Here is a 24,774-nt window from a genome sequence, read left to right as displayed (position 1 = left end):
GCGGACGTGGAGTGTGCGAGAAGACCTTAGCGTCAGATCCAAGGGCTGCGCGAGGAACAAAGTGTTTCGTTTGTTTCATCCTGTGGCGAAGGACCCTGGAGCGAGGCTGTATCATCCCGTATCGTTTTGGTTCCCGACCTTTTCTCGACTCGCTGCGTTTGCCGGCTAGGCTTTGGGCTTCGCAGCGGTCAACGGAGTGACAGCTTATGCACAACACCCTGGAACAGGTTTTCGGTTATCCACAGTTTCGGCCCGGACAGGAGGCGGCGGTCAGCGCGGTGTTGGCCGGGCGCTCGGCGGCGGCGATTTTTCCCACCGGCTCAGGCAAGTCTCTTTGCTATCAATTACCGGCTTTGTTGCTGCCGCACCTGACGCTGGTGGTCTCGCCGCTGCTGGCGTTGATGCAGGATCAGTTGGCCTTCCTGCAACGCCACGGCATTGCGGCGGGCAGTATTGATTCGGCCCAGAGCCGCGATGACGCAAGCGATGTGATGGCCCGGGCCAAGTCCGGCGAACTGAAGATTTTGATGATCTCTGTGGAGCGACTGAAGAACGAGCGCTTCCGCAATTTCCTGCAGCAGGTGCCGATCTCGCTGCTGGCGGTGGACGAGGCGCACTGCATCTCGGAGTGGGGCCACAATTTCCGCCCCGACTACCTCAAGCTTCCCGACTACCAACGCCAGTTCAACATTCCGCAGGCGCTGCTGCTGACGGCCACTGCAACGCCCAAAGTGATCGCGGACATGGAGGCCAAATTCGGCATTGCGCCGGAAGACGTGGTGACCACGGGTTTTTACAGGCCGAACCTGAATCTGCTGGTCGAGCCGGTACGCGGTCAGGACAAGCGCCGACGTCTGGTCGAGTGGATGAGCGAACGTCCCGGTCAGCCGAGCATCGTCTACGTCACGCTGCAAAAAACCGCTGAGCACATCGCCGAACATCTGGGGCGCAATGGCATTCAGGCCGAGGCCTATCACGCCGGTTTACCCCACGAACAACGGGAAGCCATTCAAAAACGTTTCATGGGCGGGCAGTCCAATTGCATCGTTGCCACCATTGCTTTCGGGATGGGTATCGACAAGAGCGATATTCGTAACGTCGTGCATTTCGACCTGCCCAAGTCCATCGAAAACTATAGCCAGGAAATCGGCCGTGCCGGGCGTGACGGGCAGTCATCGGATTGCCTGGTGCTGGCGAATCGCGACAGCCTTAACGTGCTGGAAAACTTCGTCTACGGCGACACGCCCGAGCTGGATGGCATTCGCTGTGTGCTCGATGAGATGCAAGCTGCTGCGCCGGAGGGGCAGTGGGAGTTTCTGTTGGGGCCCTTGTCGGACCAGAGCAACATTCGCCAGCTGCCACTCAAGACCTTGCTGGTGCAACTCGAGCTACGTGGTTTGATCGCTCCGCGTTACGCCTATTACGCCGAGTACCGCTTCAAGTATTTGCAAGAGCCGGAAGCCTTGCTGTCCCGTTTCGAGGGAGAGCGTAAAGACTTTGTCGCGGCAATCATCCAGACCTCCAGTCGAGCGCGGACCTGGGCCACGGTGAATTTCGACGCGCTCTATGAACAGCATCAGGCCGAGCGCAACCGGGTCGTCAAGGCGCTGGATTATTTCCAGGAGAAAGGCTGGGTCGAACTGGAAAGCAAGCAGATGACCGAGGTCTACAGTCTGCTGCAGACGAATGTCGACAGCCAGGCACTGAGCGCCGAACTGCATGCTTACTTCACCCAACATGAGCGCACCGAGATCGGGCGGATTCACGCCATGCTCGACCTGTTTGCCACCGATCGTTGCCTGGGTTATCGCCTGGCCGAGTACTTCGGCGACGAAAACGCGCCGCGCCGATGCGGGCATTGTTCGGTGTGTCATGGACACGTGGCGCGGCTGCCAACACCGCCGGAATTACCGGCGCTTATGGATAAAAGCTTTGAAGCGCTGTGCGGTGATTTTATCCACAGGCATGAACAGCACACCGGCAATGTCCCGTCGGCTGAGCGGGTGACCCTGTTTCTGTGCGGGATCAGCGTGCCGCTGTTTACCAAGCTGAAGGCGCGTTCAATTCCGGGATTTGCGGCGCTGGAGAATTATCCGTACGCCGAGGTGCGGGCGTGGGCTGAACAACATCTCGCAGACTGAACTGTGCCCCCTGTGGGAGCTAGCCTGCTGGCGACAGCGTGAGTACATTCAAAACGACGTTGGCTGACAATCCGCCATCGCGAGCAGGCTCGCTCCTACAGGGATTTCCAGTGTCTGGCTGGGGTAGATCCATCCGCTGAATGTTGCTCATCACAGGAATAAATTTCAAAAATGCCCGGCGGCTGACTATGGTGAAGGCTGTCTTTGGATCGCCAACAAGAGAACAACCATGAGCCAGACACCGTTCAACATTCAGCGCGCCGCCGTGATCGGCGCGGGCACCATGGGCCGTGGCATTGTCATGTGCCTGGCCAATGCCGGCGTTCCGGTGCAGTGGGTCGATAACAACCCGCAGATGCTGGAACAGGCCCTGGCCACCGTGGCGGACACCTACGCGCACAATGTGCGACAGGGCCGGATCGATCAGGCCGAGGCGGACGCGCGCATCGCGCGGGTCACGGCGGCGGCTGATTATGCGGCGATCCGCGAGGTTGATCTGGTGATCGAAGCGGTCTACGAAAACCTTGAGCTCAAGCAAAAGATTTTCCGCGAACTGGACGGATTGCTTAAACCTGACGCCATCCTGGCCAGCAACACTTCAGCGCTGGATATCGACGCAATTGCGGCGGCAACTCACCGTCCGACTCAAGTATTGGGTCTGCATTTCTTCAGCCCGGCTCACATCATGAAACTGCTGGAAATCGTTCGTGGCGCGCAGACGTCGCCCGCTGTGCTCGATGCGGCGCTGGAACTGGGCAAGCGCATGGGCAAGGTCAGCGTGGTGGCGGGCAACTGCGAGGGTTTCATCGGCAACCGCATGCTCAATACCTACGTACTGGAAGCGCGCAAGATGTTGCTGGAGGGCGCCTACCCCTATCAGGTGGATGCGGCGCTGCAAGGATTCGGTTTTGCCATGGGGCCGTTCCGCATGTACGACGTGGTTGGCGTCGACCTGGGATGGCGGGCTCGGGAACTGGCGGGCACAGGGCAGGATGCGCCCGAGGTTCAGGTGGATAACCGTCTGTGCGAACGGGGTCGTTTTGGTCAAAAGAGCGGCAACGGCTATTACCACTACGAGCCGGGAAGTCGCCAGGCTGAGCATGATCCGGAAGTTGATGCACTGGTGCTAAACGTCAGCGAAGGGCTTGGGTTCCAGCGTCGCGAGATCAGCCCTGAGGAAATCCTCGAGCGCTGTCTGTTGGCATTGGTCAACGAAGGGGCGAAGATCCTTCAGGAAGGGATTGCGGGGTCGGCGCACGACATCGATCTGGTGTACCTCAACGGTTATGGTTTCCCGGCGGACAAGGGCGGGCCGATGGCGTGGGCGGATCAGCAAGGACTGGCGGATATTCATCAGCGATTGATGGCGCTGGAGACCCGTCAGGGCGATCACTGGAAACCGGCGCGCTTGATTGGCGAGCTGGAGGCGGCGGGTAAGGGCTTTTCTGACAGGTGATTGATGCGGCGCCTGTGCCGGCGCTTTCGCGAGCAGGCTCGCTTCCACAAGGGAGCTCGGATCGTCCACAAATGCTGTGTTCACAGAAGTTCAAATGTGGGAGTGAGCCTGTTCGCGATGAATACAACGCGGTATTCGCCTTAGACTGGCAAACCAACTCCAGGAATCGACACTGATGTCCAACCCGATGCCCCAACGCACCGACTACCCCCACTTCCAGCCCATCACCACTCGCTGGCACGACAACGACGCTTACGGTCATGTCAACAACGTCACTTACTACAGCTTTTTCGACACGGCGGTGAACACTTACCTGATCGAGGTCGGTGGCCTGGATATCCATGACGGCGAGGTGGTGGGTTTTGTGGTGAGTTCGTCATGTGATTACTTTGCATCCATCGCCTTTCCGGACCGGATCGAGATCGGTCTGCGGGTAGGTAAGTTGGGCAACAGTTCGGTGCAGTACGAGCTGGCGGTGTTCAAGGACGGGGAGGACGAGGCCTGCGCGGCGGGGCGCTTCGTGCATGTGTTTGTAGATCGGGCGTCGAATCAACCGGTGGCGATTCCTGCCCGGTTGCGCGGTGCAATGGAACGCCTGGTGGTTTGACGGACAAAAAAAATCGCAGCCCTCGGGCTGCGATTTTTTGATCTGCTGTCTGCGAAGCCTTGCTGGCTTCAGTGACGGCGATAATGCTTCTTGTGATGATGCTTGCGATGCCCATAGTGGTGACCACGATCATGGTGGTCGCCACGGTAGCGACGATCGCCACGACGATCATCGTCGTCCTCATCGCTCTTGTTGCCCATGTAGTTACCCAGCGCGCCACCGGCGCCGCCGCCTGCTGCGGAGCCGATCAGACTGCCGGTGGTGCCGCCCATGCTGCGGCCGACCACGTTACCGCCTGCTGCGCCCAACGCACCGCCAATGGCGGCTTCGCCACGGCTGCGTTTGTCTGCACCGACTGCGCTACCACCCGCGCCGCCCAGGGCCGCGCCAATGGTGGAACCTGTGTTGCCGCCTAGCGACTGACCGACGACCGAGCCAAGAACCCCGCCCAATGCGCCGCCCACACCTGCTTCGGTGGTGCCTCCGGCAGAAGCGAAGCCACTGACCAGGCCAAGGGACAACAAGAGAATCGAGGAGAACTTCATAGAGGAACCTCAAGGGGATGACGGCGCGATCCTGAGGCTGTGTCATGGTCGTGACAATCGAAATCCGACGAGTAACACGACTTGAGCACATTTCTATAAGTTGCTGTTTTTTGGGCGGAACTTAAGTGTTTTTCGCCGGTCTTTAGCTACTTCGGACAGGCCGTTTTTGTGAAAAAACGGCCTTTTTTGTGGGCGATTGGAAAGTTGCCTTCAGCTCAATTGGCAGGCGAGATTGTCCTGTGGCGAGGGAGCTTGCTCCCGCTGGGGCGCGGAGCGGCCCCAAAAAACAGCGAACCCAATCTATCGGCCAGATTGGGTTGCCAGATTTGCGGCTGCTGCGCCCGAGCGGGAGCAAGCTCCCTCGCCACAATGGTGGTTGTATGCATCAAGCCGACTTGGCCAAAATCAACCCGGTCTCACTCGCCATTTCCAGCCGGATCGCCACAAACTTCGACGTCGGCGTATGGCTGCCATCGCCAGTGCTTTCCAGCGGCACCAGCGGGTTTACTTCCGGATAGTAAGCCGCCGCCTGCCCCGCAGGAATATCAAACGCCAGCAGCGTAAAGCCCTTCACCCGTCGCTCACGCCCATCATCCCAGATCGAAACGATGTCAGCCTTTTGCCCAGGCTTGAAGCCCAGGCGAATGATGTCGGCTTCATTGACGAACAACACATCCCGCTGACCCTTCACGCCACGATAACGGTCATCCAACCCGTAAATTGTGGTGTTGTACTGATCGTGAGAACGCATCGACTGCATGATCAGATCCGGCAACACCCCCGTGGCACGGGTGCGTTCGTGTACCAGGTCTTTTGGCAGGACGTTTGCCCGGAAATTGGCGCGGCCGGACGGGGTGTTCCACTTGCGCGCACCGGCGCTGTTGCCGAGGTAGAAACCGCCCGGATTCTTGATCTTCTCGTTGAAGTCGCGAAAGCCCGGAATGGTATCGGCGATCAGATCGCGGATGCGGCTGTAATCGGCCACCAGCCAGTTCCAGTCCACCGGTTTGCTGCCCAGGGTGGCGGCAGCGATGCCAGCGATAATCCAAGGCTCCGAGCGCATCTGATTCGACAGAGCCTGCAACTGGCCGTTGGAAGCGTGGACCATGCTGAACGAATCTTCGACGGTGACCGCTTGCGGACCTTCAGTCTGGATGTCGATGTCGGTACGGCCCAGGCACGGCAGGATCAGCGCGTCTTTACCGTGTGCCAGATGGCTGCGGTTGAGCTTGGTGCTGATCTGCACGGTCAGGTCGCAATTGCTCAGGGCCTGGAAGGTGCGCGAGCTGTCCGGGGTGGCCTGGGCGAAGTTACCACCCAGACCGATGAAGACTTTCGCGCGACCGTCGGCCATCGCGTGAATCGCCTCGACCACGTTATGCCCGTTTTCACGCGGCACCTTGAACTGGAAGCGCCGCTCGAGGGAATCGAGAAACGCCACCGGCGGACGCTCGTTGATGCCCATCGTCCGGTCGCCCTGCACATTGCTGTGGCCACGCACCGGGCACAGGCCGGCGCCGGGTCGGCCAATGTTGCCGCGCAGCAGCATCAGGTTGGCGATTTCCTGAATGGTCGCTACCGAATGGCGATGTTGGGTGATCCCCATCGCCCAGCACATGATCACGTTTTTGCCTCTGACATACATGCGCGCCGCTTGCTCGATTTCCACGAGTGTCAGGCCGGACTGCTCGACGATCTGCGCCCACGGCGTGTCGTCGATGGCGCCCAGGTATTCCAGCACGTTGACGCTGTGTTCATTGAGGAAGTCGTGATCGAACACCGAAGGCTGGCCGGTCTGCTGCGCTTCGCGCTCCCAGTGCAGCAGGAATTTCGCCATGCCGCGCAGCAGGGCCATGTCGCCACCCAAGGCCGGGCGGAAGTAAGCGGTGTTGGTCGGCTTGTCGCCGTTGGTGAGCATTTCGATCGGGTGCTGCGGATGCTGGAAGCGTTCCAGGCCACGCTCTTTCAGCGGGTTGACGCACACAACCTGCGCGCCGCGTTTCACCGCTTCGCGCAACGGTTCGAGCATCCGCGGATGGTTGGTGCCCGGGTTCTGTCCCCAGACAAAAATCGCATCGGCGTGTTCGAAGTCGTCGAAGGTCACGGTGCCTTTGCCGACGCCGACACTTTGCGCCAATGCCACACCGCTGGCCTCGTGGCACATGTTCGAGCAGTCAGGGAAATTATTGGTGCCGAAGGTACGCACGAACAATTGATAGAGGTAAGCCGCTTCGTTGCTGGCGCGGCCCGAGGTGTAGAACTCGGCCTGATTCGGGCTCGACAGGCCCTGCAAATGTTTGGCGATCAAGGCGAACGCAGCTTCCCAGCTGATCGGCTTGTAGCGATCGGTTTCGGCGTCATAGCTGAGAGGCTCGGTCAGGCGACCTTGATATTCCAGCCAGTAGTCACTTTGTTCCAGCAACGAACTGACGCTGTGTTTGGCAAAGAACGCACCGTCGACACGCCGTTTGGTTGCCTCCCAGTTCACCGCTTTGGCGCCGTTCTCGCAGAACGCCACCATGCCGGCTTCGTTGGAATCCCCCCAGGCGCAACCTGGGCAGTCGAACCCGCCATTCTTGTTGGTCTTGAGCATCATGCGCAGGTTTTTCAGCGCGTTGTCACTGGTCAACCAGGCCCGGGCAACGCTGGCCAGCGCGCCCCAGCCACCGGCCGGGCCTTTGTAGGGCTTGTAGCGAGGGACGGGTTTCTGGTCGGCTTGACGATGTTGACTCACGCTTGATTCTCCAATGCCGGGCTGTAGACCCGGGGCGCATTCTTCTGGGGCAGATGGATGAGATTGAGGTTGTGGCGACGGGCCCATTGCACGGCAAGGCCCGTAGGCGACGACAGGCTGACGAGGGTCTGGATGCCTGCGCGCAACACTTTCTGGATCAATTCGAGGCTGCAACGGCTGGTGACAATCGCCAGGCCGCCTTCAGTCGGGATCTTCTGGCGGATCAACCCGCCAATCAGCTTGTCGAGTGCGTTATGCCGGCCGATGTCTTCGCGGCCCAGGAGCAATTCGCCCTGACCGTTCATGAACACCGCCGCATGCACCGCGCCGGAGTACTGGCCAAGCGGCTGAAACGCACCGATGCGCTGGCGCAAGCCTTCGAGCCATTCTGAGGGCGGCAACGGCGCGCCGGGCAGCACCTTAAGGTCCGGCAATGCCTGCTCGACCGCTTCCACTCCGCAGAGCCCGCAGCCGCTGGTGCCGGCCATTTGCCGACGCTGTTGCTTGAGGTTCCAGAACGCGCGGTTGGCGATGGTCACTTGCGCGTATTGCTCCGAGCCAGAGCCGCTGAGTTGCAAGTCATAGATGTCGGACGCGTCTTCGATGATGCCGCTACCGAGGCTGAAACCGACGATGAAGTCTTCCAGATCCGTCGGCGTTACCAACATCACTGCCTGGCTGATGCCGTTATAAGCGATCGCCAACGCGACTTCTTCGGCCAGCGCTGTGCTGGCCGATTCGGTGTATTGAAGGTCGCTGTAACTGTACGTCTGACTCGCAGCGGGCGCGGGCGTTTCGAGGGCTGGCGCCGCGCAGACAGGGCGCTTGGTGTTCATGAGGCATCACCGACGGTTTAGTCAGCTTTAAGCCTATGCGCGTCAAGTTGTCACGTCTAATCGCTATTACTGATGCGCTGATAGATGACGTCGATCAAGAGGCCGTCAGCGATTGCTGATAAATCGCAAAGCACGCTTCTGCCAATGCCGATCGCGGGGCGCTGCGGCGCATGATCAGCCCAAGCCGGGCAAGGGTCCTGGCGTTTTCGATGGGTTGCAGGCGCAAGTGATCGGTCAGATTTTCCAGGCCGCCGTCCAATGGCATCACCGCGCAGCAGAGGCCACCGTGCACCGCTTGTAACAATTGGTGCACGGCATCGGTTTGCAACAGCGGTTGTGGCGTCAGGCCGCGGCTGTGGAAGTTGTGGTCGATGGACTGGCGAAAGTGCATGCCGCTGGTGAGCATGCCCAAGGGCAGTTCGATCAAGGACTCCCAACTCAACGGCGCCTCGCCGAAGCTGAAGAAGCGCTGATCGTAGAGCAGGCCCATGTGGGTTTCGCTGAAGGCCAGGGAGTCAAAGCGCTCACCGTCCAGGCGTTCGAGATACGAAACGCCGAGGTCCAGGCGATTGTTCGCCAGTTGTTCGAGGATTTGCTCGGAACTCAGCGCCGAGAGTTCAAAGCGCAGATTCGGGTGCTCGGCATGCAGACGTTGCATCAATGGCAGCGGATCGAAGCTCGACAGCGGTACGACGCCCAGCCTGAGTGTGCCGACCAGATTGCCGCGACAGGCGGCAGCCTCGGCCTGCAAGCCGTCGTAGGCCGCCAGCACCGTGCGCGCCCACGCCAATACGCGCTCGCCCGGCGCGGTAAAGCCTTCGAAGCGCTGGCCGCGATTGACCAGCGGCAGGTCGAGCTCTTCTTCGAGGCTGCGCAGGCGCATGGACAGGGTCGGCTGGGTGATATGACAGCGCGCTGCGGCCTGGCCGAAGTGCCGGGTTTCGTCGAGGGCGATGAGGAATTTCAGCTGCTTGATGTCCATCTTCGCTCCAGGGCGCGGGAAGGTCGGGATTCTAGCGCTTGTGCCGGATCAACGTCATTGGTCGGGTTGGAACCGGGGGTTACCAGCTTGGTCTAGGCTTTTGCGTCTGGAACCTAAAACCCAAGGAGAGCAAACGATGAGCCTTTTCAGTTTTCTAAAAGAAGCGGGTGAAAAAATTCTCGATGCGCTGACGCCGGACAAGGCCGAAGCCAACAGCGAGGCGTTGACCAAGCACGTCAAGGACGCCCTGACCGGGATAGACACTTCCAAGATTCAGGTGAAAGTCGAGGGCGAAAAAATCATCGCCACTGGCGAAGCCGCCAGCCAGGAAGAGAAGGAAAAGATCCTTCTTGCTCTGGGTAACGTGGCGGGTATCAGCGGCGTGGATGACCAGATCACCGTGACCGGACCGGTGGCCACACCGGCGAAGTTTGTCACGGTTGAGAAGGGCGACACGCTGAGTGCCATCTCCAAACGTGTGTATGGCGATCCGAACAAGTATCAGAAGATCTTCGAAGCCAACAAACCGATGCTCAAGGATCCGAACAAGATCTATCCGGGGCAGTCGTTGCGGATTCCTGAGTAAGCCTTAAGACCGCAATCGCGAGCAGGCTCGCTCCCACATTTGATCTTCGTCGCGCACAACGTGTCGGTTCACCGAAGATCTAGTGTGGGAGCGAGCCTGCTCGCGATGCAGGCGCCTCGGTCTAAAGCCCGGCAATAAGCTCCCGATAATCCCCGACCGCCGCAAACTCCGCCGTGTCCTTTGGCCCCTTGCGACTGTCCGGCTCACTCACCGCCAACAGATGCGCCACGCCAAAACTGCGTGCACTGCGCAGGATCGGTAACGTATCGTCGATAAACAGACTGCGCGCCGGATCGAAACCGATGTCCGCCTGCAACGCTTCCCAGAATTGCGGATTTTCCTTGGGAAAACCGTAGTCATGCGAGCTGATCAACCGCTCGAAGTACGGCGCCAGTTCAATCCTTTCCAGCTTCAATGACAGCGAATCACGGTGCGCATTGGTGATCATCACCACGCGCTTGCCCGCCTGTTTGATCGCCGCGAGAAACGTATCCGCATCGGGCCGCAGGGCGATCAGGTGGGCGGTTTCCAACTTCAGTTCACGCACCGACAGCTTCAGCTCGGCGCTCCAGAAATCCAGGCAATACCACTGCAACTGGCCGGCGTTGCGTTCGAACAGCGGCTGCAATTCCATCTCGGCCATGGCCCGGCTTACCCCGTGCAACTCGGCGTAACGCTGAGGCAGGTGTTCCATCCAGAAATGGTTGTCGTAGTGCAGGTCCAGCAGCGTGCCGTCCATATCCAGCAGAACGGTGTCGATGTCGCGCCAGGGCAGCAGGGACATAAAAAACTTCTCCAGCGGTAATAAAGATATCCGAGGTCAACAATCAGGATAGGCCGGGTATAGTAACCCGCTTACGCCAAGGAGCCTTTCATGCGCCAGAAACCCACCGTACTCGCCCGCGAGATCGTCGCCACCAGCCGTTTGTTCTGCGTCGAGGAGCTGAAGCTGCGCTTTTCCAATGGCGTGGAGCGCACCTACGAGCGTTTGGTCGGCAAAGGCGCCGGGTATGGCGCGGTGATGATCGTGGCGATGCTCGACTCGGATCACGCCGTGCTGGTCGAAGAGTATTGTGGCGGCACCGATGCCTATGAGTTGTCGTTGCCCAAGGGCTTGATCGAGCCGGGCGAGGACGTGCTGGCGGCGGCCGAGCGCGAGCTCAAGGAAGAGGCCGGGTTTGGCGCGCGGCAGCTGGAGCACCTGACCGAGTTGTCGTTGTCCCCCGGCTACATGAGCCAAAAGATCCAGGTGGTGCTGGCCACCGATCTGTACGAAGAGCGCCTTGAGGGCGACGAGCCCGAGCCGATGGGCGTAGAGAAGATCAACCTGCGCGAGTTGTCGGCCCTGGCGCAGAACCCGCGATTCACTGAGGGCCGTGCCTTGGCGGCGCTGTATCTGGCCCGTGACCTGCTGACTCAGCGTGGGGTGTTCCTGCCATGAATTTCCCGCATCCGTTGATGGCGCCGGTGGTTGAACTGGCGTTGAAGGCTGGCGAAGCGATTCTGCCGTTCTGGCGCATCGGCACGGCGGTGACCGCCAAGGCTGACGATTCTCCGGTAACCGCCGCAGACCTGGCTGCTCATCATCTGATTCTGGACGGTCTGACCGCGCTGGACCCGAGCATTCCGGTGTTGTCCGAAGAGGACGCCAACATTCCCCAGAGCGTGCGTGCGGGCTGGCAGCGTTGGTGGCTGGTCGATCCATTGGACGGGACCAAGGAGTTCATCTCAGGCAGCGAAGAATTCACCGTCAACATCGCGCTGATCGAGCAAGGCCGAGTGGTGTTTGGCGTGGTGTCGATGCCGACCAACGGGCGATTTTATGTCGGTGGTGCCGGTTTGGGCGCGTGGCGGGGTGATAAAGGTGCCGAGGTGCTGCCGATTGAAGTTCGCAATGTCCCGGCTCCGGGCGAGGCGTTCACCGTGGTCGCCAGCCGTCGGCATTCAAGTCCCGAACAGGAACGCTTGCTGGCCGGGTTGAGCGCCAGTCTGGGCGAGCTGCAACTGGCGAATATCGGCAGTTCGCTGAAATTTTGTTTGTTGGCGGAAGGCGCAGCAGATTGTTACCCGCGCCTGGCACCGACTTCGCAGTGGGACACCGCAGCGGCGCAAGGTGTGCTGGAAGGGGCGGGCGGTGAAGTGCTGGATTTGAGCGGTGCGCCGTTTTGTTATCCGGCGCGGGAATCGTTGTTGAATGAGTTCTTTTTGGCGCTGCCGGCGAAGGCTGCGTGGCGCGAAAAACTGCTGGAACTGGCCCGTTCCTGAGTTTTACTTGAATTTGTGGCGAGGGAGCTTGCTCCCGCGGGGCTGCGAAGCGGCCCCAACACCAGCCACCGCGAAACATCAGTCAATCCTTGTTGCCGGAATACGACTGCTGCGCAGCCGAGCGGGAGCAAGCTCCCTCGCCACAGGTTTTGCATCGGCCCTGAGATTTAGCGGTGCAGGACGTACTGCCCGGTAAACCTCACTGCATCGTCATCGTTATCGGCATTGACGATCCGCGAATGCAACGCCAGCCGCGCCCGTCCGTATCGCTGATACGTCGCCAGAAACTTCTTCCACACCACCGCACTCGGTGCCTGACAAATCGCGATCGCGTCCATGGTCACCGGCAGCGGATAAGTGATGTGCCCCTCGTGAATCACGATGTGCCCGCCTTCAACCCCTTCTTCACGCAACCGCAAATGCAGCCAGCCCCAACCGGCCAGCACTGCGCCGCAATACAGGCTGCCGCCGAACATGGTGCTTTTGTGATTGACGTTGGCGTCCAGCGGCAAGTGCAGGCGCAGTTGCTGGTCGTGCCAGTCGAGCACTTTGAGGCCCATGTCCCGCGTCAGCGGAATATCGTGATGGAGGACTGATTCCAGTTGACGACTTTCGCGGCTCATTCACGGGTCTCTTGTTTGAAGATGATGATTGGACGGTAGCTCAATCGAGTTCGTCGGCGTTACTGCTGGCGCCACCGTCGGCGAAGTTCAGGCCGTGCTTGCGCAGCTTGTCGTGCAGAGTCTTGCGCGGAATGCCGAGGGCTTCGGCGAGGCTGCGTACCGAGCTGTGAGAGCGCGCAAGCTCGGCGGCAATCAACGATTTCTCGAAGTTTTCCACCTGCTCGCTGAGACCGCCGCTGACCACTTCGACCGTCATGCCGGCGGCGCCTTGCGGCGTGTTGTTGTCCAGGGCCAGTTCCAGGCCCAAGGCAAAGCGTTCGGCGGCATTTTGCAGTTCCCGCACGTTGCCCGGCCAGGTGTGGCGCAGCAACAGGGCGCGTTGCCCCGGTTGCAGTTCATGGGGCGGTAAACCGTGGCGGGCGCTGGCTTCGTCGGCGAAATGCTGGAACAGCATCAGCGCATCTTCGCCGCGTTCACGCAGCGGCGGAATGCGCAGCGGCGCAACGTTCAGGCGGTAATACAAGTCGGCACGGAAGCGCCCCTGATCGGCGGACTGGCGCAGGTCTTCCTTGGTCGCGGCGATGATGCGGATGTCCAGCGGGATCAACTGATTGCCGCCCAGGCGCTCGACCACGCGCTCTTGCAGCAAGCGCAGCAGTTTCACCTGCACGTCCAGGCTCATGCTTTCGATTTCATCGAGGAACAAGGTGCCGCCGTTGGCGAATTCAAACTTGCCGATGCGGCGCTTTTGCGCGCCGGTGAACGCGCCGGGCTCGTGACCGAACAGCTCGCTTTCCACCACCGATTCGGCCAATGCCCCGGCGTTGATCGCCACGAACGGGCCGTTACGGCGGCTCGACAAATCGTGCAGCGCCCGGGCCACGACTTCTTTGCCGGCACCGGTTTCGCCGAGGATCAGCACGTCGGCCTTGGTCGCCGCCAACGCGCCAATCTGCTCGCGCAAGCGCAGCATAGGCGCCGATTGCCCGACCAGTCTTGTGCTCAGTTCATTACGATCGCTCAAGGCCAGACGCAGGCTGCGGTTGTCCAGCACCAACCGGCGCAAAGCCAGCGCGCGGCGCACGCTGTCGAGCAGCGCGTCGCTGGCGAAAGGTTTTTCCAGGAAGTCATACGCCCCGGCACGCATCGCCTGGACGGCCAGCGGCACATCGCCGTGGCCGGTGATCAGCAGCACCGGCAGCTCCGGGTCCTGGGCATGCAGTTCGGTCAGCAGTTCGAGACCGTCCATGCCCGGCATGCGGATGTCGCTGACCACCACGCCCGGCCAGTCGCGCTCCAGTTGCCCGGCCAGGCCCTTGGCTTCGGCCAGTGGCAGGATTTTCAGGCCCGCCAGGTCCAGCGTCTGGCTCAAGGCCTGACGCAGATGGGGATCGTCGTCGATCAGCACGACCTGGACACGGTTATCGATGGTCATGCACTTCGGTCCTCGGACGGTTGCAGGCTCACACCCGGTGCGCCTGCGCGCAGCTTCAGGGTAATCAGGGCGCCGCCTTCCTTGTGGTTGGCGAACGACAGTTCACCCCCGAAGGCGCGCATCAGGGTTTCGCAGATCGCCAGCCCCAGGCCAAGCCCCTGGGTGCGGGTCTTGGTGGTGTAGAAGGGCTCGCTGGCGCGACCAAGGGCTTCCATGCAAAAGCCGGGGCCGTTGTCGCGAATGTACAGGGTGACGCCGTCCGCAGTGGATTGGGCACTCAACCAAAGTTTACGCGGCGGGCCTTTTTCGGTCAGCGCGTCGAGTGCGTTGGCCAGCAGGTTGCCGAGCACCTGGCGCAGACGGGTTTCCCCGGCCTCGACCCAGAGCGTGGCCGCCGGCAAATCGCGAATCAGTTCGACCTCCATGCTGCGCCGACGTTTGGCCAGCAATGCCAGCGCGTCGTCCAGCGCCGGTTGCAGGGCGACACTTTCCGGCGCATGCCGATCGCGCCGGGCGAAGGCGCGCAGATGAGCGATGATCGACGCCATGCGTCCAGTCAGTTCGCTGATCAATTTAAGGTTGCCGCGAGCGTCGTCGGTGCGCTGATGATCGAGCAGCACTTCGGCGTTTTCCGCGTAGCTGCGAATGGCCGCGAGCGGTTGATTCAATTCGTGGCTGATGCTCGCCGACATGGTCCCCAGCGCCGACAACTTGCCGGCCTGCACCAGGTCGTCCTGGGCGCGCACCAGTTCCTGCTGGGCGTGTTCGCGCTCCAGCACTTCCTGTTTCAATCGACGGTTGAGGCCTTCGAGGTCGCTGGTCCGTTCGGCGACCCGGCCTTCCAGTTCGCGTCGGGCCTTGGCCTCGAAGGCGATGCGGTCGAGGTAATGGCGGCGACGCTGCATCATCAGGCCGAGCAGCAGCATCAACACCAGTAACGTCGCACCGCCGATGGCGACGACCGTACGCACCGGGCGATCGATCAGGGTGCGCGGGGCGAGAATGCTGACGTTCCAGCCGGTTTCGGCGATCTGCTGGGTTTGGGTCAGCCAGGCGTTGGGGTTGAGCCTCAACGGTTTCGGGTCGCGGGTCGGGTACGGTTGAATCGCGGTGATCGCTTTGCGTTCTTCTTCGCTCAAAGGCCGGGTCGAGCGGAATCGCCACTCGGGCCGCGACGTGAGGATGACCACGCCGTTATGGTCGGTCAGCAGCAGCTGTTCCGGGGTTTTACCCCAGAGGCTTTCGGTGTGGTCCAGGTCGACCTTGACCACCAGCACGCCAATGACTTTCTCGCCATTGCGCACGGCGGCGGCGAAGAAATAGCCGCGTTTGGCCGAGGTTGTCCCCAAACCGAAAAAGCGCCCGAGCCGTCCGGCCATGGCTTCGCTGAAATACGGCCGGAAGGAAAAATTGCGCCCGACAAAACTGTCGTGCTTGTCCCAGTTCGACGCTGCGAGAGTCTTGCCGGTGGTGTCCATCAGGTACATGACTTCGGCGCCGGTCTGGGCGCTGATGTTCTTCAGCAGGCGATTGGCATTGCCTTGGGTGACGCTGTCGTCCGGCGCCCCGAGTACCGCGCGCAGGGCTGGAAGATCGCCGAGAATCTGTGGCAACACTTCATAACGATGCAGTGTGCCCAGCAAGTTGGCGACGTAAAGGTCGAGGGTCTGGCGGTTCTGCCCGGCCAGCTCGCTGCGGTAATAACGCTCGGCCAGATGCTCCAGCGGCCACAGCAACGGCGCCAGGCACAGCGCAAGCAGTGCGAGGCTGCGCCAGCGGGGTCTGCGGGGGAGGGTCGGAGTCATGAGCATCGGGCGCCTGTGGGTACAGGCGCATTATGCCTAGGCTTGAAGGCGCAGTCTGCGCACCTTGGGTCAAGTCGTTCCTGCAAACGAAGTTTCAGACAGGCATTCAGGAAAAGACGTCAGCGTCCTTGAAGAATGCAGCGGCCTGATCCTTGCCGGACAGTTGCGGAGCTTCCTCCAGCTGCCAGTCAATGGCCAGGTCCGGGTCATCCCAACGAATGCTGCGCTCCGCCGACGGGGTGTAATAGTCGGTTGTTTTGTAAAGAAACTCGGCAACATCACTCAGCACCACAAACCCGTGAGCGAAACCTTCCGGGATCCAGAGTTGGCGATGGTTGTCGGCGGAAAGGCGCACGGCGACCCATTTGCCGAAATGCGGCGAGCTGCGACGTATGTCCACCGCCACATCAAGCACTTCACCGGTGGTGACGCGCACCAATTTACCCTGGGCGTTTTCCAGTTGGTAATGCAGGCCGCGCAGTACACCTTTACGCGAGCGGGAATGGTTGTCCTGAACAAACTGTGTGGCCCGGCCAGTCGCTTCTTCGAAAGCACGGGCGTTGAAGCTTTCATAGAAAAAGCCACGCTCGTCACCAAATACCTTGGGTTCGATGATCAGAACACCGGGCAGGTCGGTGGTGACTACATTCATGTCCTTTCTCCAGCAATGGGCGTTGATGGCCGACATTCTTGCGCAAAGTGCCGGCCGGTGCGAGGGGTGACGACTCTCATGTGACAGCGAGGTATTGATCGGCTGGTCTGGAGAGGGGTTGCGTATCGCCTCAAGCAGTGGCGATATAAGCGCCTAATAAAATTTCAGGGGTCGTTGTATGCCGCTCGCCACGTTGATTCACCGCGCCAGTTTGCCCAGCCCGCAAGTGTCTGCGGAGCAAGCGCTAGAGCTGCTCGAGGGGCATTACGGGCTGAGTGGCAGGTTGCACGCTCTGGGCAGCCAGCAGGACCTCAACTTCCGGGTCGACAGCGATCGGGGGCGTTTCGTCCTGAAAATCTGCCGTGGCGACTATTCGGCGCTGGAACTGCAAGCCCAGCATGCCGGGCTCAAGCAGTTGGGTGAACACTCCGGCGTGCACGTGCCGCGAGTGATCCCTGCAAAAAACGGCGCTGATCTGCTCACGCTGGAAGTCGGTGGTCAGGCCGTGCACGTGCGCCTGCTCGATTACATCGAAGGCCAGTCACTGACGCACTTAGATCATCTGCCCGGTGCCGTGGTGGCCGGTTTCGGTCGGCTCTGCGGCGAGATGGACCTGGCGCTGGCCGCCTTCGAGCATCCGGGCCTTGAACGCACGCTGCAGTGGGACGCCCGCCACGCCAATGCGTTGATCAGTCATTTGCTGCCGGTGATCAAGGATGACGCGCAACGCCGGTTGATTGCTGAAGCGGCCGAACGAGCCGAGCGTCATTTGCAGCCGCTGGTGGATAAACTGCCGGTGCAGGCGATTCACATGGACATTACCGACGACAACGTGGTCTGGCAGCGGGACTCGCAACGCGAGTGGCAGTTGCAGGGCGTGATCGATTTCGGCGACTTGATCCGTACCTGGCGTATTACCGATCTGTCGGTCACCTGCGCGGCGTTGCTGCACCACGCCGATGGCGATCCGTTCTATATCTTGCCGGCGGTCCAGGCTTATCACGCGGTCAATCCGCTAACCCACGAAGAACTGCTGGCACTCTGGCCGTTGATCGTCGCGCGGGCGGCGGTGCTGGTGCTCAGTGGCGAGCAGCAGGTCAGCATTGATCCCGGAAATGAATACAGCCGCGATAACCTGACCCATGAGTGGGAGATCTTCCGCGTTGCCACGTCGGTGCCGCTGGAATTGATGGAAGCGGCGATCCTGACGTCGGTCGGCCAGACGCTGCCGAGCATTGGCAGCGAAGGTTTTGCGCCGTTGCTGCCGAGCCTTGTGGGGCGTGAATTTGCCTTGATTGACCTGGGCGTGCTGAGCCCGCATTTCGAGGCGGGTAACTGGGAGCAGGACGGCGTCGATCAGCGTTTGCTGAGCGAGGCTGCGGCGGCGCATGGGCTGGCGGCCAGCCGTTATGGTCAATATCGGTTATCCCGTACCCGGCCGGACAGCGCCGCTGAGCCCGAAACGTGCCCGTTGCACGTGGAGTTGCGCGTGCCAGACGGCACGGCGGTCGAGTCGCCTTTTGCCGGTGTGCTTCATCAGCCGGCGGCGGGTGTGCTGCAACTGGACGGTCCACAACTGAGCGTGCGGCTTTGGGGCGTGACGCCGTCGTTGCATATCGGTGCGGCGCTGGTCAAAGGCCAGGTGCTGGGTGCGGTCAGCGGGCCGTTGATTGTGCAATTGTGCCGAGGCGCTTCGTTTGATGTGCCGTTGTTTTGCACACCGTCTCGCGCATTGGCTTGGCAAGCGTTGTGCCCGTCACCGGCGGCATTGCTGGGGCTGGCCTGCGATGCTGAAGCGGAACTCGATTCGCAGACATTGCTGGCGCGCCGCGACGCCAGTTTCGCGCGCACCCAGAAGCACTATTACGTTGACCCGCCGCGCATCGAGCGCGGCTGGCGCAATCACCTGATCGACATGCAGGGCCGCTCCTACCTCGACATGCTCAACAACGTTGCGGTGCTGGGTCACGGTCATCCGCGCATGGCCGCGGTGGCCAGTCGTCAGTGGTCATTGCTCAACACCAACTCGCGTTTCAACTATGCGGCGGTCGCCGAGTTTTCCGAGCGCTTGCTGAAGTTGTCGCCGGAAGGCATGGATCGGGTGTTCCTGGTCAACAGCGGCAGCGAGGCCAATGACCTGGCGATTCGTCTGGCATGGGCCTACAGCGGCGGTCGGGACATGGTCAGCGTGCTGGAGGCTTATCACGGCTGGACGGTGGGCGCGGACGCGGTTTCGACCTCGATTGCTGACAACCCGAAAGCCTTGAGCAGCCGTCCCGATTGGGTGCATCCAGTAACTGCGCCGAATATCTATCGCGGCGAATTCCGTGGCCTCGACAGCGCACCGGACTACGTGCGCAGCGTTGAACACAACTTGGCGAAAATCGCTGAACAGAAACGCCAGTTGGCCGGTTTCATCTGCGAGCCGGTGTACGGCAATGCCGGCGGGATTTCGCTGCCGCCGGGTTATCTGAAACAGGTTTACGCGCTGGTTCGTGCGCAGGGTGGCGTGTGTATCGCCGATGAAGTGCAGGTCGGTTACGGGCGCATGGGCCATTTTTTCTGGGGTTTCGAAGAGCAGGGCGTGGTGCCGGACATCATCACCATGGCCAAAGGCATGGGCAACGGCCAGCCGCTGGGCGCGGTGATCACCCGCCGGGAAATCGCCGAAGCACTGGAGGCCGAGGGTTACTTCTTCTCGTCGGCGGGTGGCAGCCCGGTCAGTTGCCAGATCGGTATGGCGGTGCTGGATGTGATGGAAGAAGAAAAGCTCTGGGAAAACGCTCAGGTGGTGGGCGGGTATTTCAAGGAGCGGCTTGAAGCGCTGATTGATATTCATCCGCTGGTGGGCGCGGTGCATGGTTCCGGTTTCTATCTGGGTGTGGAGTTGGTCCGAAATCGCCAAACCCTGGAACCGGCGACTGAAGAAACGGCGGCGCTGTGTGATCGGTTGCGGGAGTTGGGGATTTTCATGCAGCCGACGGGGGATTACCTGAACGTGCTCAAGATCAAGCCGCCGATGGTCACCTCGCGCCGGAGTGTGGATTTCTTCGTGGATATGCTCTCGAAGGTGCTCGCCGAAGGCCTGTAAACACCTATCCCCTGTGGGAGCCGGCTCGCTCCTACAGGGGTGATGTGTTAGTTCGATTGTTATCGGGTTTAAGTGCGTAAAATTAGACGGATGGAAGATTGATTGCTTTTAAAGCCGATATTTATCGGCTATAAAGTCGTCACTGCCAACGTTAAGCACTTTCCCCGGAGATGATTCATGAGCCGCATTGTTACCGTCGCCGCCACCCAGATGGCCTGTTCCTGGGACCTTGAAGCCAACCTCGAGACCGCTGAAAGGCTGGTCCGTGAGGCCGCGGCCAAAGGCGCGCAGATCATCCTCATCCAGGAACTGTTCGAGGCGCCGTACTTCTGCCAGAAGCCGAACGCGGATTACCTGCAACTGGCCACGACGGTCGAAGACAACGTCGCCATCAAGCATTTCCAGAAAGTCGCCAAGGAACTGCAAGTGGTGCTGCCGATCAGCTTCTATGAGCTGGCTGGCCGCGCGCGTTTCAACAGCATTGCGATCATCGATGCCGACGGCAGCAACCTCGGGATTTATCGTAAAAGCCACATCCCCGACGGCCCTGGCTACCACGAAAAGTATTACTTCAACCCGGGCGATACCGGCTTCAAAGTCTGGAACACCCGTTACGCAAAAATCGGCGTGGGCATCTGCTGGGACCAGTGGTTCCCGGAATGCGCCCGCAGCATGGCGTTGTTGGGCGCGGAAATATTGTTCTACCCGACCGCCATCGGCAGCGAGCCGCACGACAAGACCATTTCCTCCCGTGACCACTGGCAACGCGTGCAACAAGGCCATGCCGGTGCCAACCTGATGCCGCTGATCGCCAGCAACCGTATCGGCAACGAAGAACAGGACGGCTACGACATCACGTTCTACGGCTCGTCGTTCATCGCCAACCAGTTCGGCGAGAAAGTCCAGGAACTCGACAAGACCGAAGAAGGCGTGCTGGTTCACAGCTTCGACCTCGACGAACTGGAGCACATTCGCAGCGCGTGGGGTTCATTCCGTGATCGTCGCCCGAACCTATACAATGCGATCAAAACCCTCGACGGTTCCCTGGAGTCCTGATCGCATGACCACTTTAAACAGCACCCCGCGCGCCGATGGCTTCTACATGCCCGCCGAGTGGGCGCCACAAACCCAGACCTGGATGATCTGGCCCGAGCGCCCGGACAACTGGCGCCTGGGCGGCAAACCCGCGCAAGCCGCGCACGTGGCCGTGGCCAAGGCCATCGCCCGTTTCGAACCGGTGACCGTGGCGGTCTCCGCCGGCCAGTACGAGAACGCCCGCGCCCGTCTCGACGTACCCAATATTCGTGTGGTCGAGATGTCCAGCGATGACGCCTGGGTTCGCGACACCGGCCCCACGTTCGTCATCAATAACAGTGGCGAAGTCCGTGGTGTGAATTGGGACTTCAACTCATGGGGCGGTTTCGACGGCGGTCTGTATTCGCCGTGGAATCGCGACTCGCAGGTCGGCGGCAAGATCCTTGAGATCGAGCGCAGCCAGCGCTATCGCACCGAGGGCTTCGTGCTCGAAGGCGGTTCGATCCACGTCGATGGCGAAGGCACCCTGATCACCACCGAAGAATGCCTGCTCAACCGCAATCGCAACCCGCACATGAACCGTGCAGAAATTGAAGCAGTGCTCAGCGCCCATCTGGCTGTGGATAAAATCATCTGGCTGCCGGACGGTCTGTTTAACGACGAAACCGATGGCCATGTGGATAACTTCTGCTGCTACGTCCGTCCGGGTGAAGTGTTGCTGGCCTGGACCGATGACCCGCAGGACCCGAACTACCCGCGCTGCCAGGCGGCGATGAAGGTGCTGGAAAGCAGCACCGATGGCAAAGGTCGCCCATTCACGGTGCACAAGATGCCGATTCCGGGGCCGCTGTATGCGACCGAGGAAGAGTGCGCCGGGGTGGATCCGGTAGACGGGACTCAGGAGCGTAATCCGACTGTCCGTCTGGCCGGTTCCTACGTGAACTTCCTGATCGTCAACGGCGGCATTATCGCGCCGAGTTTTGACGACCCGCTGGACGGTCCGGCGAAAGAGATTTTGCAGGCACTGTTCCCGCAGCACGAAGTGGTGATGGTGCCGGGCCGCGAACTGTTACTGGGGGGCGGTAACATCCACTGCCTTACCCAACAACAACCGGCACCGCACAAGGAATGAGTGGGGTTGTAACAGCCTGAACCGGTTGAAAAACCACTGAGGCTCCTGTTTATCCCCGCCGTTCATCAAGAAGCCCGCAGCCCCAAAGGACTGCGGGCTTCTTTGTATCCACTTGTCGACATATCAGAAACATTGGCACAGCTCTTGTATCTCTCAAGGTGTGAAACAGGGAGGGGGAGGACTTCGATGTTCTGTCATAAACCTTGGATAAGTTAGCCGCTCACAAACCGGGAGAGAGCGCCGAAATGAACGCCGAAGTGAACGTAGTGAGCGAGCGGGCGTTGCATCCCCTGGCAGTCAATAGCGAATCGCTCCAGGTTCTTGCGCACTGGTTGAAGTCCAATGGAACGCGTCAGATCAGAGAGCCTGATCCGCGCCGGATGATGATCGAGCGTTACCCCGCTGGTTTATTCAGCGAGGCGGAACTGGAAGCGTTGTGGGATGTGATGGAAGGATAAGAAGAAAAAACAAAGGATTGATAAAAGCGCTGCCGGGAGGGCGGCGCTTTTTATGGGCGATGGTTTTGTGAACAACACACCCCCTGTGGGAGCGAGCCTGCTCGCGATGGCGGTCTGACAGTCAACATCGATGTTGATTGATCCACCGCTATCGCGAGCAGGCTCGCTCCCACACGGTTGTGGCGTGTTTAGAAACTGTAGGTTCCAGTCACCACCAGGCTGCGCGGTTCGCCCGGTTGAATCTGCGCCGCGCTGGTGGCTGACGAGTAATAGGTCTTGTCGCTGATGTTGTTCAGCGCCGCACGCAAGTCCCAATCCTTCTGCCGGAACCCGGCCAGTGCATCCCAACGGCCATAACCCGGCAGCACGACGGTGTTGAGGTTGTCTGCATAACGCTGGCCCACCAGGGTCAAGCCGGTTTCCGCATACCAGCCCATTTCCGGTTTCCAGGTCAGGAACAGGCTGCCGTTGTGCTTGGCCACGTTGCTGATGCGTTTGTCTTCAAAGCCGTTGTTGTCCTTCTCGACCGTCGCGTCCTGCACGCCGACTCCACCGCGCACGTACCAGTTGCCGGCGATTTTGCCGGTGCCGGTCAGCTCGATCCCGCGGGAACGTTGCAGGCCCGAGAGCAACGTGATGGTCGGGTTGAGCGGGTCGCTGGTGCGGCGGTTGTAGAGTTCCAGTTCGTAGATCGCCAGCGTGGTGCTCAGGCGGTCGTCGAGCCAGTCGCTTTTCACGCCGATTTCCTTCTGCTTGGTCAGTTCGGGGCTCAAGTCGTTGCTGTTGCCGGCAGCGCCCGGCGTGATGCCGATCAAGCCGCCGCCCACTGGCGAGAATGTCTTGGTCCAGGACGCATAGAAGGAATGATTCTGCAGCGGCGTCCAGACCAGGCCTACACGCGGGCTGGTGCTGTGGCTGTCACGGTCCTCAGAAATGTTGCGCAGCTTGTTGGTCGATTCGATGTCGAAGGTGTCGTAGCGCAAACCGGCCAGCAGTTGCCATTGATCGTTGAGGCGCAATTGATCCTGTATGTACACCGCACGGCTTTCGACTTCGGTGTGGTTGTCGCTGGACACCTGCATGCGCCCGGTATGGCGCAAATCGCGATTCGGGTTGTACAGGTCCAGCGCCGGCACCGGTGAGCTGCCTCGCCCTGTCGTGGCCGCGGTGTACAAGGTCGGATCGCGGCGCTGGCTGCCGATCTCGATCCCGGTCAGCACACGATGCTCCAGACCGAAGGTGTCGAAACCCCCTTCCAGTTCGACGTTGTTGTAGACGTTGCGGGTGGTCAGGTCCTGCTGCCAGTGCTGGCGCGTGACCTTGTTGGTGGCCGGGGTGTAGCCGGTCAGGTACGTGTTATCGAAATCGCTGTCGAGCTTGAACACGCCCAGGGTGTGGCGCAGCTGCCAGTTGTCGCTGAGTTCATAGATGAGTTTGGAGCGCAGGGATTGCGACTTGTCGTCGATGAAATCGTGCTCGCTGCCGTAGGTCGTATCGCGTCCTACGTCTGCCGGGCGACCGTTGATACCAGGGATGCCGCGATCCGGCGTACGGTTGTAACGGCTGTATTCGTACTGTACGAGCCAGTTCAGGTCCGGCGTCAGTTGCCAGCTCATCGACGGCGCGAACAGTTGACGGTTGCCGCTGACGCCATCGCGGAAGCTGTTCTGATCCATGTTGCCCATGTTCAGGCGCAGGCTGATGTTCTCGGACGGATCGGTGCTGAGGTCGGCATACAGGCTGCGCAAATCATCGCTGCCGCCTTGGGCTTCGATGGACGAACGGCGGCCGAACTCGGGCAGTTTGCTGACCCGGTTGACGATCCCGCCCTGGCTGCCACGGCCGTACAACACGGCCGCCGGGCCCTTGAGGACTTCGATGCGCTCGATGTTGTGCAGGTCGCGCACGTATTGGCTGTCGTCACGAATGCCATCGAGGTAGAAGTCGTTGCTGGCGTCGAAACCGCGGATGCGCAGGCTGTCGAAACGGGTGTCGGCGCCGCTGCTGACGTTGGGGATGCCGCTCAGCGCAGTGCCCAGGTCGTTGGTGCCGTAATCCGAGACGTTCGAGGTTTTGATCGAGTCGATGGCTTGGGGCACATAGCGTACCGGTGTCGCAGTGCGAGTTGCGGTGCTGGTTTCCTTCACTCGCGGGTCGTCGGCTTCGGCTTCGGCACTGATCGAGGTTTCGGGTAATACGGTGGTCGCGGCGCAGGTGAAACCGGCAGACAGAAAAGCAGAAAGCCCAAGGGTGACGGGCGTAAGGCGGAAGGGGGCAGGCATCTGAAGCGCATCCGAAAGGGTGGAAGAATTCGAGGGCGCGAATGGTAATGCTTGCTATTTACTTTTGTTAATTATTCTTGAAAGGTTCCGCCGCTGGATTGTTTCGAGT

General features: G+C 60.6%; 20 protein-coding genes. 10 read left to right on the top strand and 10 right to left on the bottom strand.

The genetic code is table 11. The features are described from left to right. The first annotated feature begins 206 nt into the window (after positions 1-206). From ACRC4F_RS24150 to ACRC4F_RS24140, 3 genes are all read left to right on the top strand, one after another. The gene (locus tag ACRC4F_RS24150) at positions 207-2,141 is read left to right on the top strand and encodes a RecQ family ATP-dependent DNA helicase (protein WP_438661617.1); all 1,935 of its coding nucleotides are present in this window, start codon (positions 207-209) and stop codon (positions 2,139-2,141) included. A 229-nt stretch (positions 2,142-2,370) separates the two neighbouring features. Then, positions 2,371-3,597, top strand: a complete 1,227-nt coding sequence (locus ACRC4F_RS24145; RefSeq protein ID WP_438661616.1) for a 3-hydroxyacyl-CoA dehydrogenase NAD-binding domain-containing protein — start codon at positions 2,371-2,373, stop codon at positions 3,595-3,597. A gap of 175 nt (positions 3,598-3,772) precedes the next feature. Further along, entirely contained in the window at positions 3,773-4,204 is a 432-nt protein-coding gene (locus ACRC4F_RS24140; protein ID WP_438661615.1) for an acyl-CoA thioesterase, read from the top strand. A 68-nt stretch (positions 4,205-4,272) separates the two neighbouring features. On the opposite strand, the gene ACRC4F_RS24135 is transcribed toward ACRC4F_RS24140, so the two are convergent. From ACRC4F_RS24135 to ACRC4F_RS24120, 4 genes are all read right to left on the bottom strand, one after another. After that, complete coding sequence (locus ACRC4F_RS24135; protein WP_438661614.1) at positions 4,273-4,749, bottom strand: glycine zipper domain-containing protein; 477 nt, start codon at positions 4,747-4,749, stop codon at positions 4,273-4,275. 385 nt (positions 4,750-5,134) lie between these two features. Further along, positions 5,135-7,483, bottom strand: a complete 2,349-nt coding sequence (locus ACRC4F_RS24130; RefSeq protein WP_438661613.1) for an FdhF/YdeP family oxidoreductase — start codon at positions 7,481-7,483, stop codon at positions 5,135-5,137. Further along, positions 7,480-8,319 (bottom strand): formate dehydrogenase accessory sulfurtransferase FdhD, encoded by an 840-nt coding sequence (fdhD, locus tag ACRC4F_RS24125; protein ID WP_438661612.1) that lies wholly within the window; start codon positions 8,317-8,319, stop codon positions 7,480-7,482. The genes ACRC4F_RS24130 and fdhD overlap by 4 nt, the downstream gene beginning before the upstream one ends. A gap of 94 nt (positions 8,320-8,413) precedes the next feature. After that, entirely contained in the window at positions 8,414-9,301 is an 888-nt protein-coding gene (locus ACRC4F_RS24120) for a LysR family transcriptional regulator (RefSeq protein ID WP_438661611.1), read from the bottom strand. A 136-nt stretch (positions 9,302-9,437) separates the two neighbouring features. On the opposite strand from ACRC4F_RS24120, the gene lysM reads away from it, so the two are divergent. Next, a complete protein-coding gene (gene lysM, locus ACRC4F_RS24115) occupies positions 9,438-9,887 on the top strand; it encodes a peptidoglycan-binding protein LysM (protein WP_438661610.1) in 450 nt (149 codons plus the stop codon). 121 nt (positions 9,888-10,008) lie between these two features. Here the strand turns inward: lysM and yrfG are convergent, their stop codons facing one another. After that, positions 10,009-10,671, bottom strand: a complete 663-nt coding sequence (gene yrfG, locus ACRC4F_RS24110) for a GMP/IMP nucleotidase (RefSeq protein ID WP_131063290.1) — start codon at positions 10,669-10,671, stop codon at positions 10,009-10,011. Between the two features lie 90 nt (positions 10,672-10,761). Between yrfG and nudE the strand changes: the two genes are divergently transcribed. After that, on the top strand, positions 10,762-11,328 hold the full coding sequence (nudE, locus tag ACRC4F_RS24105) for an ADP compounds hydrolase NudE (RefSeq protein WP_438661609.1): 567 nt from the start codon (positions 10,762-10,764) through the stop codon (positions 11,326-11,328). Continuing rightward, positions 11,325-12,152 carry a 3'(2'),5'-bisphosphate nucleotidase CysQ gene (gene cysQ, locus ACRC4F_RS24100; RefSeq protein WP_438661608.1) on the top strand — a complete coding sequence of 276 codons (828 nt, stop codon included), beginning with the start codon at positions 11,325-11,327 and terminating at the stop codon, positions 12,150-12,152. Before nudE ends, cysQ begins: the two co-directional genes overlap by 4 nt. 167 nt (positions 12,153-12,319) lie before the next feature. Here cysQ and ACRC4F_RS24095 read toward each other — a convergent pair whose 3' ends face one another. The 4 genes from ACRC4F_RS24095 to rfbC form a co-directional block, all read right to left on the bottom strand. After that, a complete protein-coding gene (locus ACRC4F_RS24095) occupies positions 12,320-12,775 on the bottom strand; it encodes a YiiD C-terminal domain-containing protein (RefSeq protein WP_438661607.1) in 456 nt (151 codons plus the stop codon). 40 nt (positions 12,776-12,815) lie between these two features. Next, positions 12,816-14,210, bottom strand: coding sequence for a sigma-54-dependent transcriptional regulator (locus ACRC4F_RS24090; RefSeq protein WP_438661606.1), 1,395 nt, complete (start codon positions 14,208-14,210; stop codon positions 12,816-12,818). After that, entirely contained in the window at positions 14,207-16,015 is a 1,809-nt protein-coding gene (locus tag ACRC4F_RS24085) for a sensor histidine kinase (RefSeq protein ID WP_438661605.1), read from the bottom strand. The genes ACRC4F_RS24090 and ACRC4F_RS24085 overlap by 4 nt, the downstream gene beginning before the upstream one ends. A gap of 106 nt (positions 16,016-16,121) precedes the next feature. Beyond that, positions 16,122-16,667, bottom strand: coding sequence for a dTDP-4-dehydrorhamnose 3,5-epimerase (gene rfbC, locus ACRC4F_RS24080; protein WP_438661604.1), 546 nt, complete (start codon positions 16,665-16,667; stop codon positions 16,122-16,124). Positions 16,668-16,845: 178 nt separating this feature from the next. On the opposite strand from rfbC, the gene ACRC4F_RS24075 reads away from it, so the two are divergent. The 4 genes from ACRC4F_RS24075 to ACRC4F_RS24060 all read left to right on the top strand — a co-directional run bounded on the left by ACRC4F_RS24075 (position 16,846) and on the right by ACRC4F_RS24060 (position 22,383). After that, a complete protein-coding gene (locus ACRC4F_RS24075) occupies positions 16,846-19,758 on the top strand; it encodes an aminotransferase (RefSeq protein WP_438661603.1) in 2,913 nt (970 codons plus the stop codon). A 177-nt stretch (positions 19,759-19,935) separates the two neighbouring features. Beyond that, on the top strand, positions 19,936-20,814 hold the full coding sequence (gene aguB / locus ACRC4F_RS24070; protein WP_438661602.1) for an N-carbamoylputrescine amidase: 879 nt from the start codon (positions 19,936-19,938) through the stop codon (positions 20,812-20,814). 4 nt (positions 20,815-20,818) lie between these two features. Beyond that, a complete protein-coding gene (gene aguA, locus ACRC4F_RS24065; RefSeq protein ID WP_438661601.1) occupies positions 20,819-21,925 on the top strand; it encodes an agmatine deiminase in 1,107 nt (368 codons plus the stop codon). A gap of 245 nt (positions 21,926-22,170) precedes the next feature. Then, positions 22,171-22,383: a hypothetical protein gene (locus ACRC4F_RS24060; protein WP_094469623.1), complete on the top strand. Its 213-nt coding sequence runs from the start codon at positions 22,171-22,173 to the stop codon at positions 22,381-22,383. 188 nt (positions 22,384-22,571) lie between these two features. Here ACRC4F_RS24060 and ACRC4F_RS24055 read toward each other — a convergent pair whose 3' ends face one another. After that, on the bottom strand, positions 22,572-24,665 hold the full coding sequence (locus ACRC4F_RS24055; protein WP_438661600.1) for a TonB-dependent receptor: 2,094 nt from the start codon (positions 24,663-24,665) through the stop codon (positions 22,572-22,574). Between the last annotated feature and the right edge of the window lie 109 nt (positions 24,666-24,774).

The sequence above is a fragment of the Pseudomonas sp. genome (assembly GCF_051660785.1).
In the GTDB taxonomy this organism is placed as follows: Bacteria; Pseudomonadota; Gammaproteobacteria; order Pseudomonadales; family Pseudomonadaceae; genus Aquipseudomonas.
The sequence above is the reverse complement of the archived record's forward strand: the minus strand, read 5'-3'. Positions and strand labels throughout refer to the sequence as shown.

Excerpts from the sequence above, each read along its gene's own strand:
- ACRC4F_RS24150 (WP_438661617.1), top strand. The coding sequence starts at position 207 with ATGCACAACACCCTGGAACAGGTTTTCGGTTATCCACAGTTTCGGCCC.
- ACRC4F_RS24145 (WP_438661616.1), top strand. The coding sequence starts at position 2,371 with ATGAGCCAGACACCGTTCAACATTCAGCGCGCCGCCGTGATCGGCGCG.
- ACRC4F_RS24140 (WP_438661615.1), top strand. The coding sequence starts at position 3,773 with ATGTCCAACCCGATGCCCCAACGCACCGACTACCCCCACTTCCAGCCC.
- ACRC4F_RS24135 (WP_438661614.1), bottom strand. The coding sequence starts at position 4,749 with ATGAAGTTCTCCTCGATTCTCTTGTTGTCCCTTGGCCTGGTCAGTGGC.
- fdhD (WP_438661612.1), bottom strand. The coding sequence starts at position 8,319 with ATGAACACCAAGCGCCCTGTCTGCGCGGCGCCAGCCCTCGAAACGCCC.
- ACRC4F_RS24120 (WP_438661611.1), bottom strand. The coding sequence starts at position 9,301 with ATGGACATCAAGCAGCTGAAATTCCTCATCGCCCTCGACGAAACCCGG.
- lysM (WP_438661610.1), top strand. The coding sequence starts at position 9,438 with ATGAGCCTTTTCAGTTTTCTAAAAGAAGCGGGTGAAAAAATTCTCGAT.
- yrfG (WP_131063290.1), bottom strand. The coding sequence starts at position 10,671 with ATGTCCCTGCTGCCCTGGCGCGACATCGACACCGTTCTGCTGGATATG.
- nudE (WP_438661609.1), top strand. The coding sequence starts at position 10,762 with ATGCGCCAGAAACCCACCGTACTCGCCCGCGAGATCGTCGCCACCAGC.
- cysQ (WP_438661608.1), top strand. The coding sequence starts at position 11,325 with ATGAATTTCCCGCATCCGTTGATGGCGCCGGTGGTTGAACTGGCGTTG.
- ACRC4F_RS24095 (WP_438661607.1), bottom strand. The coding sequence starts at position 12,775 with ATGAGCCGCGAAAGTCGTCAACTGGAATCAGTCCTCCATCACGATATT.
- ACRC4F_RS24090 (WP_438661606.1), bottom strand. The coding sequence starts at position 14,210 with ATGACCATCGATAACCGTGTCCAGGTCGTGCTGATCGACGACGATCCC.
- ACRC4F_RS24085 (WP_438661605.1), bottom strand. The coding sequence starts at position 16,015 with ATGACTCCGACCCTCCCCCGCAGACCCCGCTGGCGCAGCCTCGCACTG.
- rfbC (WP_438661604.1), bottom strand. The coding sequence starts at position 16,667 with ATGAATGTAGTCACCACCGACCTGCCCGGTGTTCTGATCATCGAACCC.
- ACRC4F_RS24075 (WP_438661603.1), top strand. The coding sequence starts at position 16,846 with ATGCCGCTCGCCACGTTGATTCACCGCGCCAGTTTGCCCAGCCCGCAA.
- aguB (WP_438661602.1), top strand. The coding sequence starts at position 19,936 with ATGAGCCGCATTGTTACCGTCGCCGCCACCCAGATGGCCTGTTCCTGG.
- aguA (WP_438661601.1), top strand. The coding sequence starts at position 20,819 with ATGACCACTTTAAACAGCACCCCGCGCGCCGATGGCTTCTACATGCCC.
- ACRC4F_RS24060 (WP_094469623.1), top strand. The coding sequence starts at position 22,171 with ATGAACGCCGAAGTGAACGTAGTGAGCGAGCGGGCGTTGCATCCCCTG.
- ACRC4F_RS24055 (WP_438661600.1), bottom strand. The coding sequence starts at position 24,665 with ATGCCTGCCCCCTTCCGCCTTACGCCCGTCACCCTTGGGCTTTCTGCT.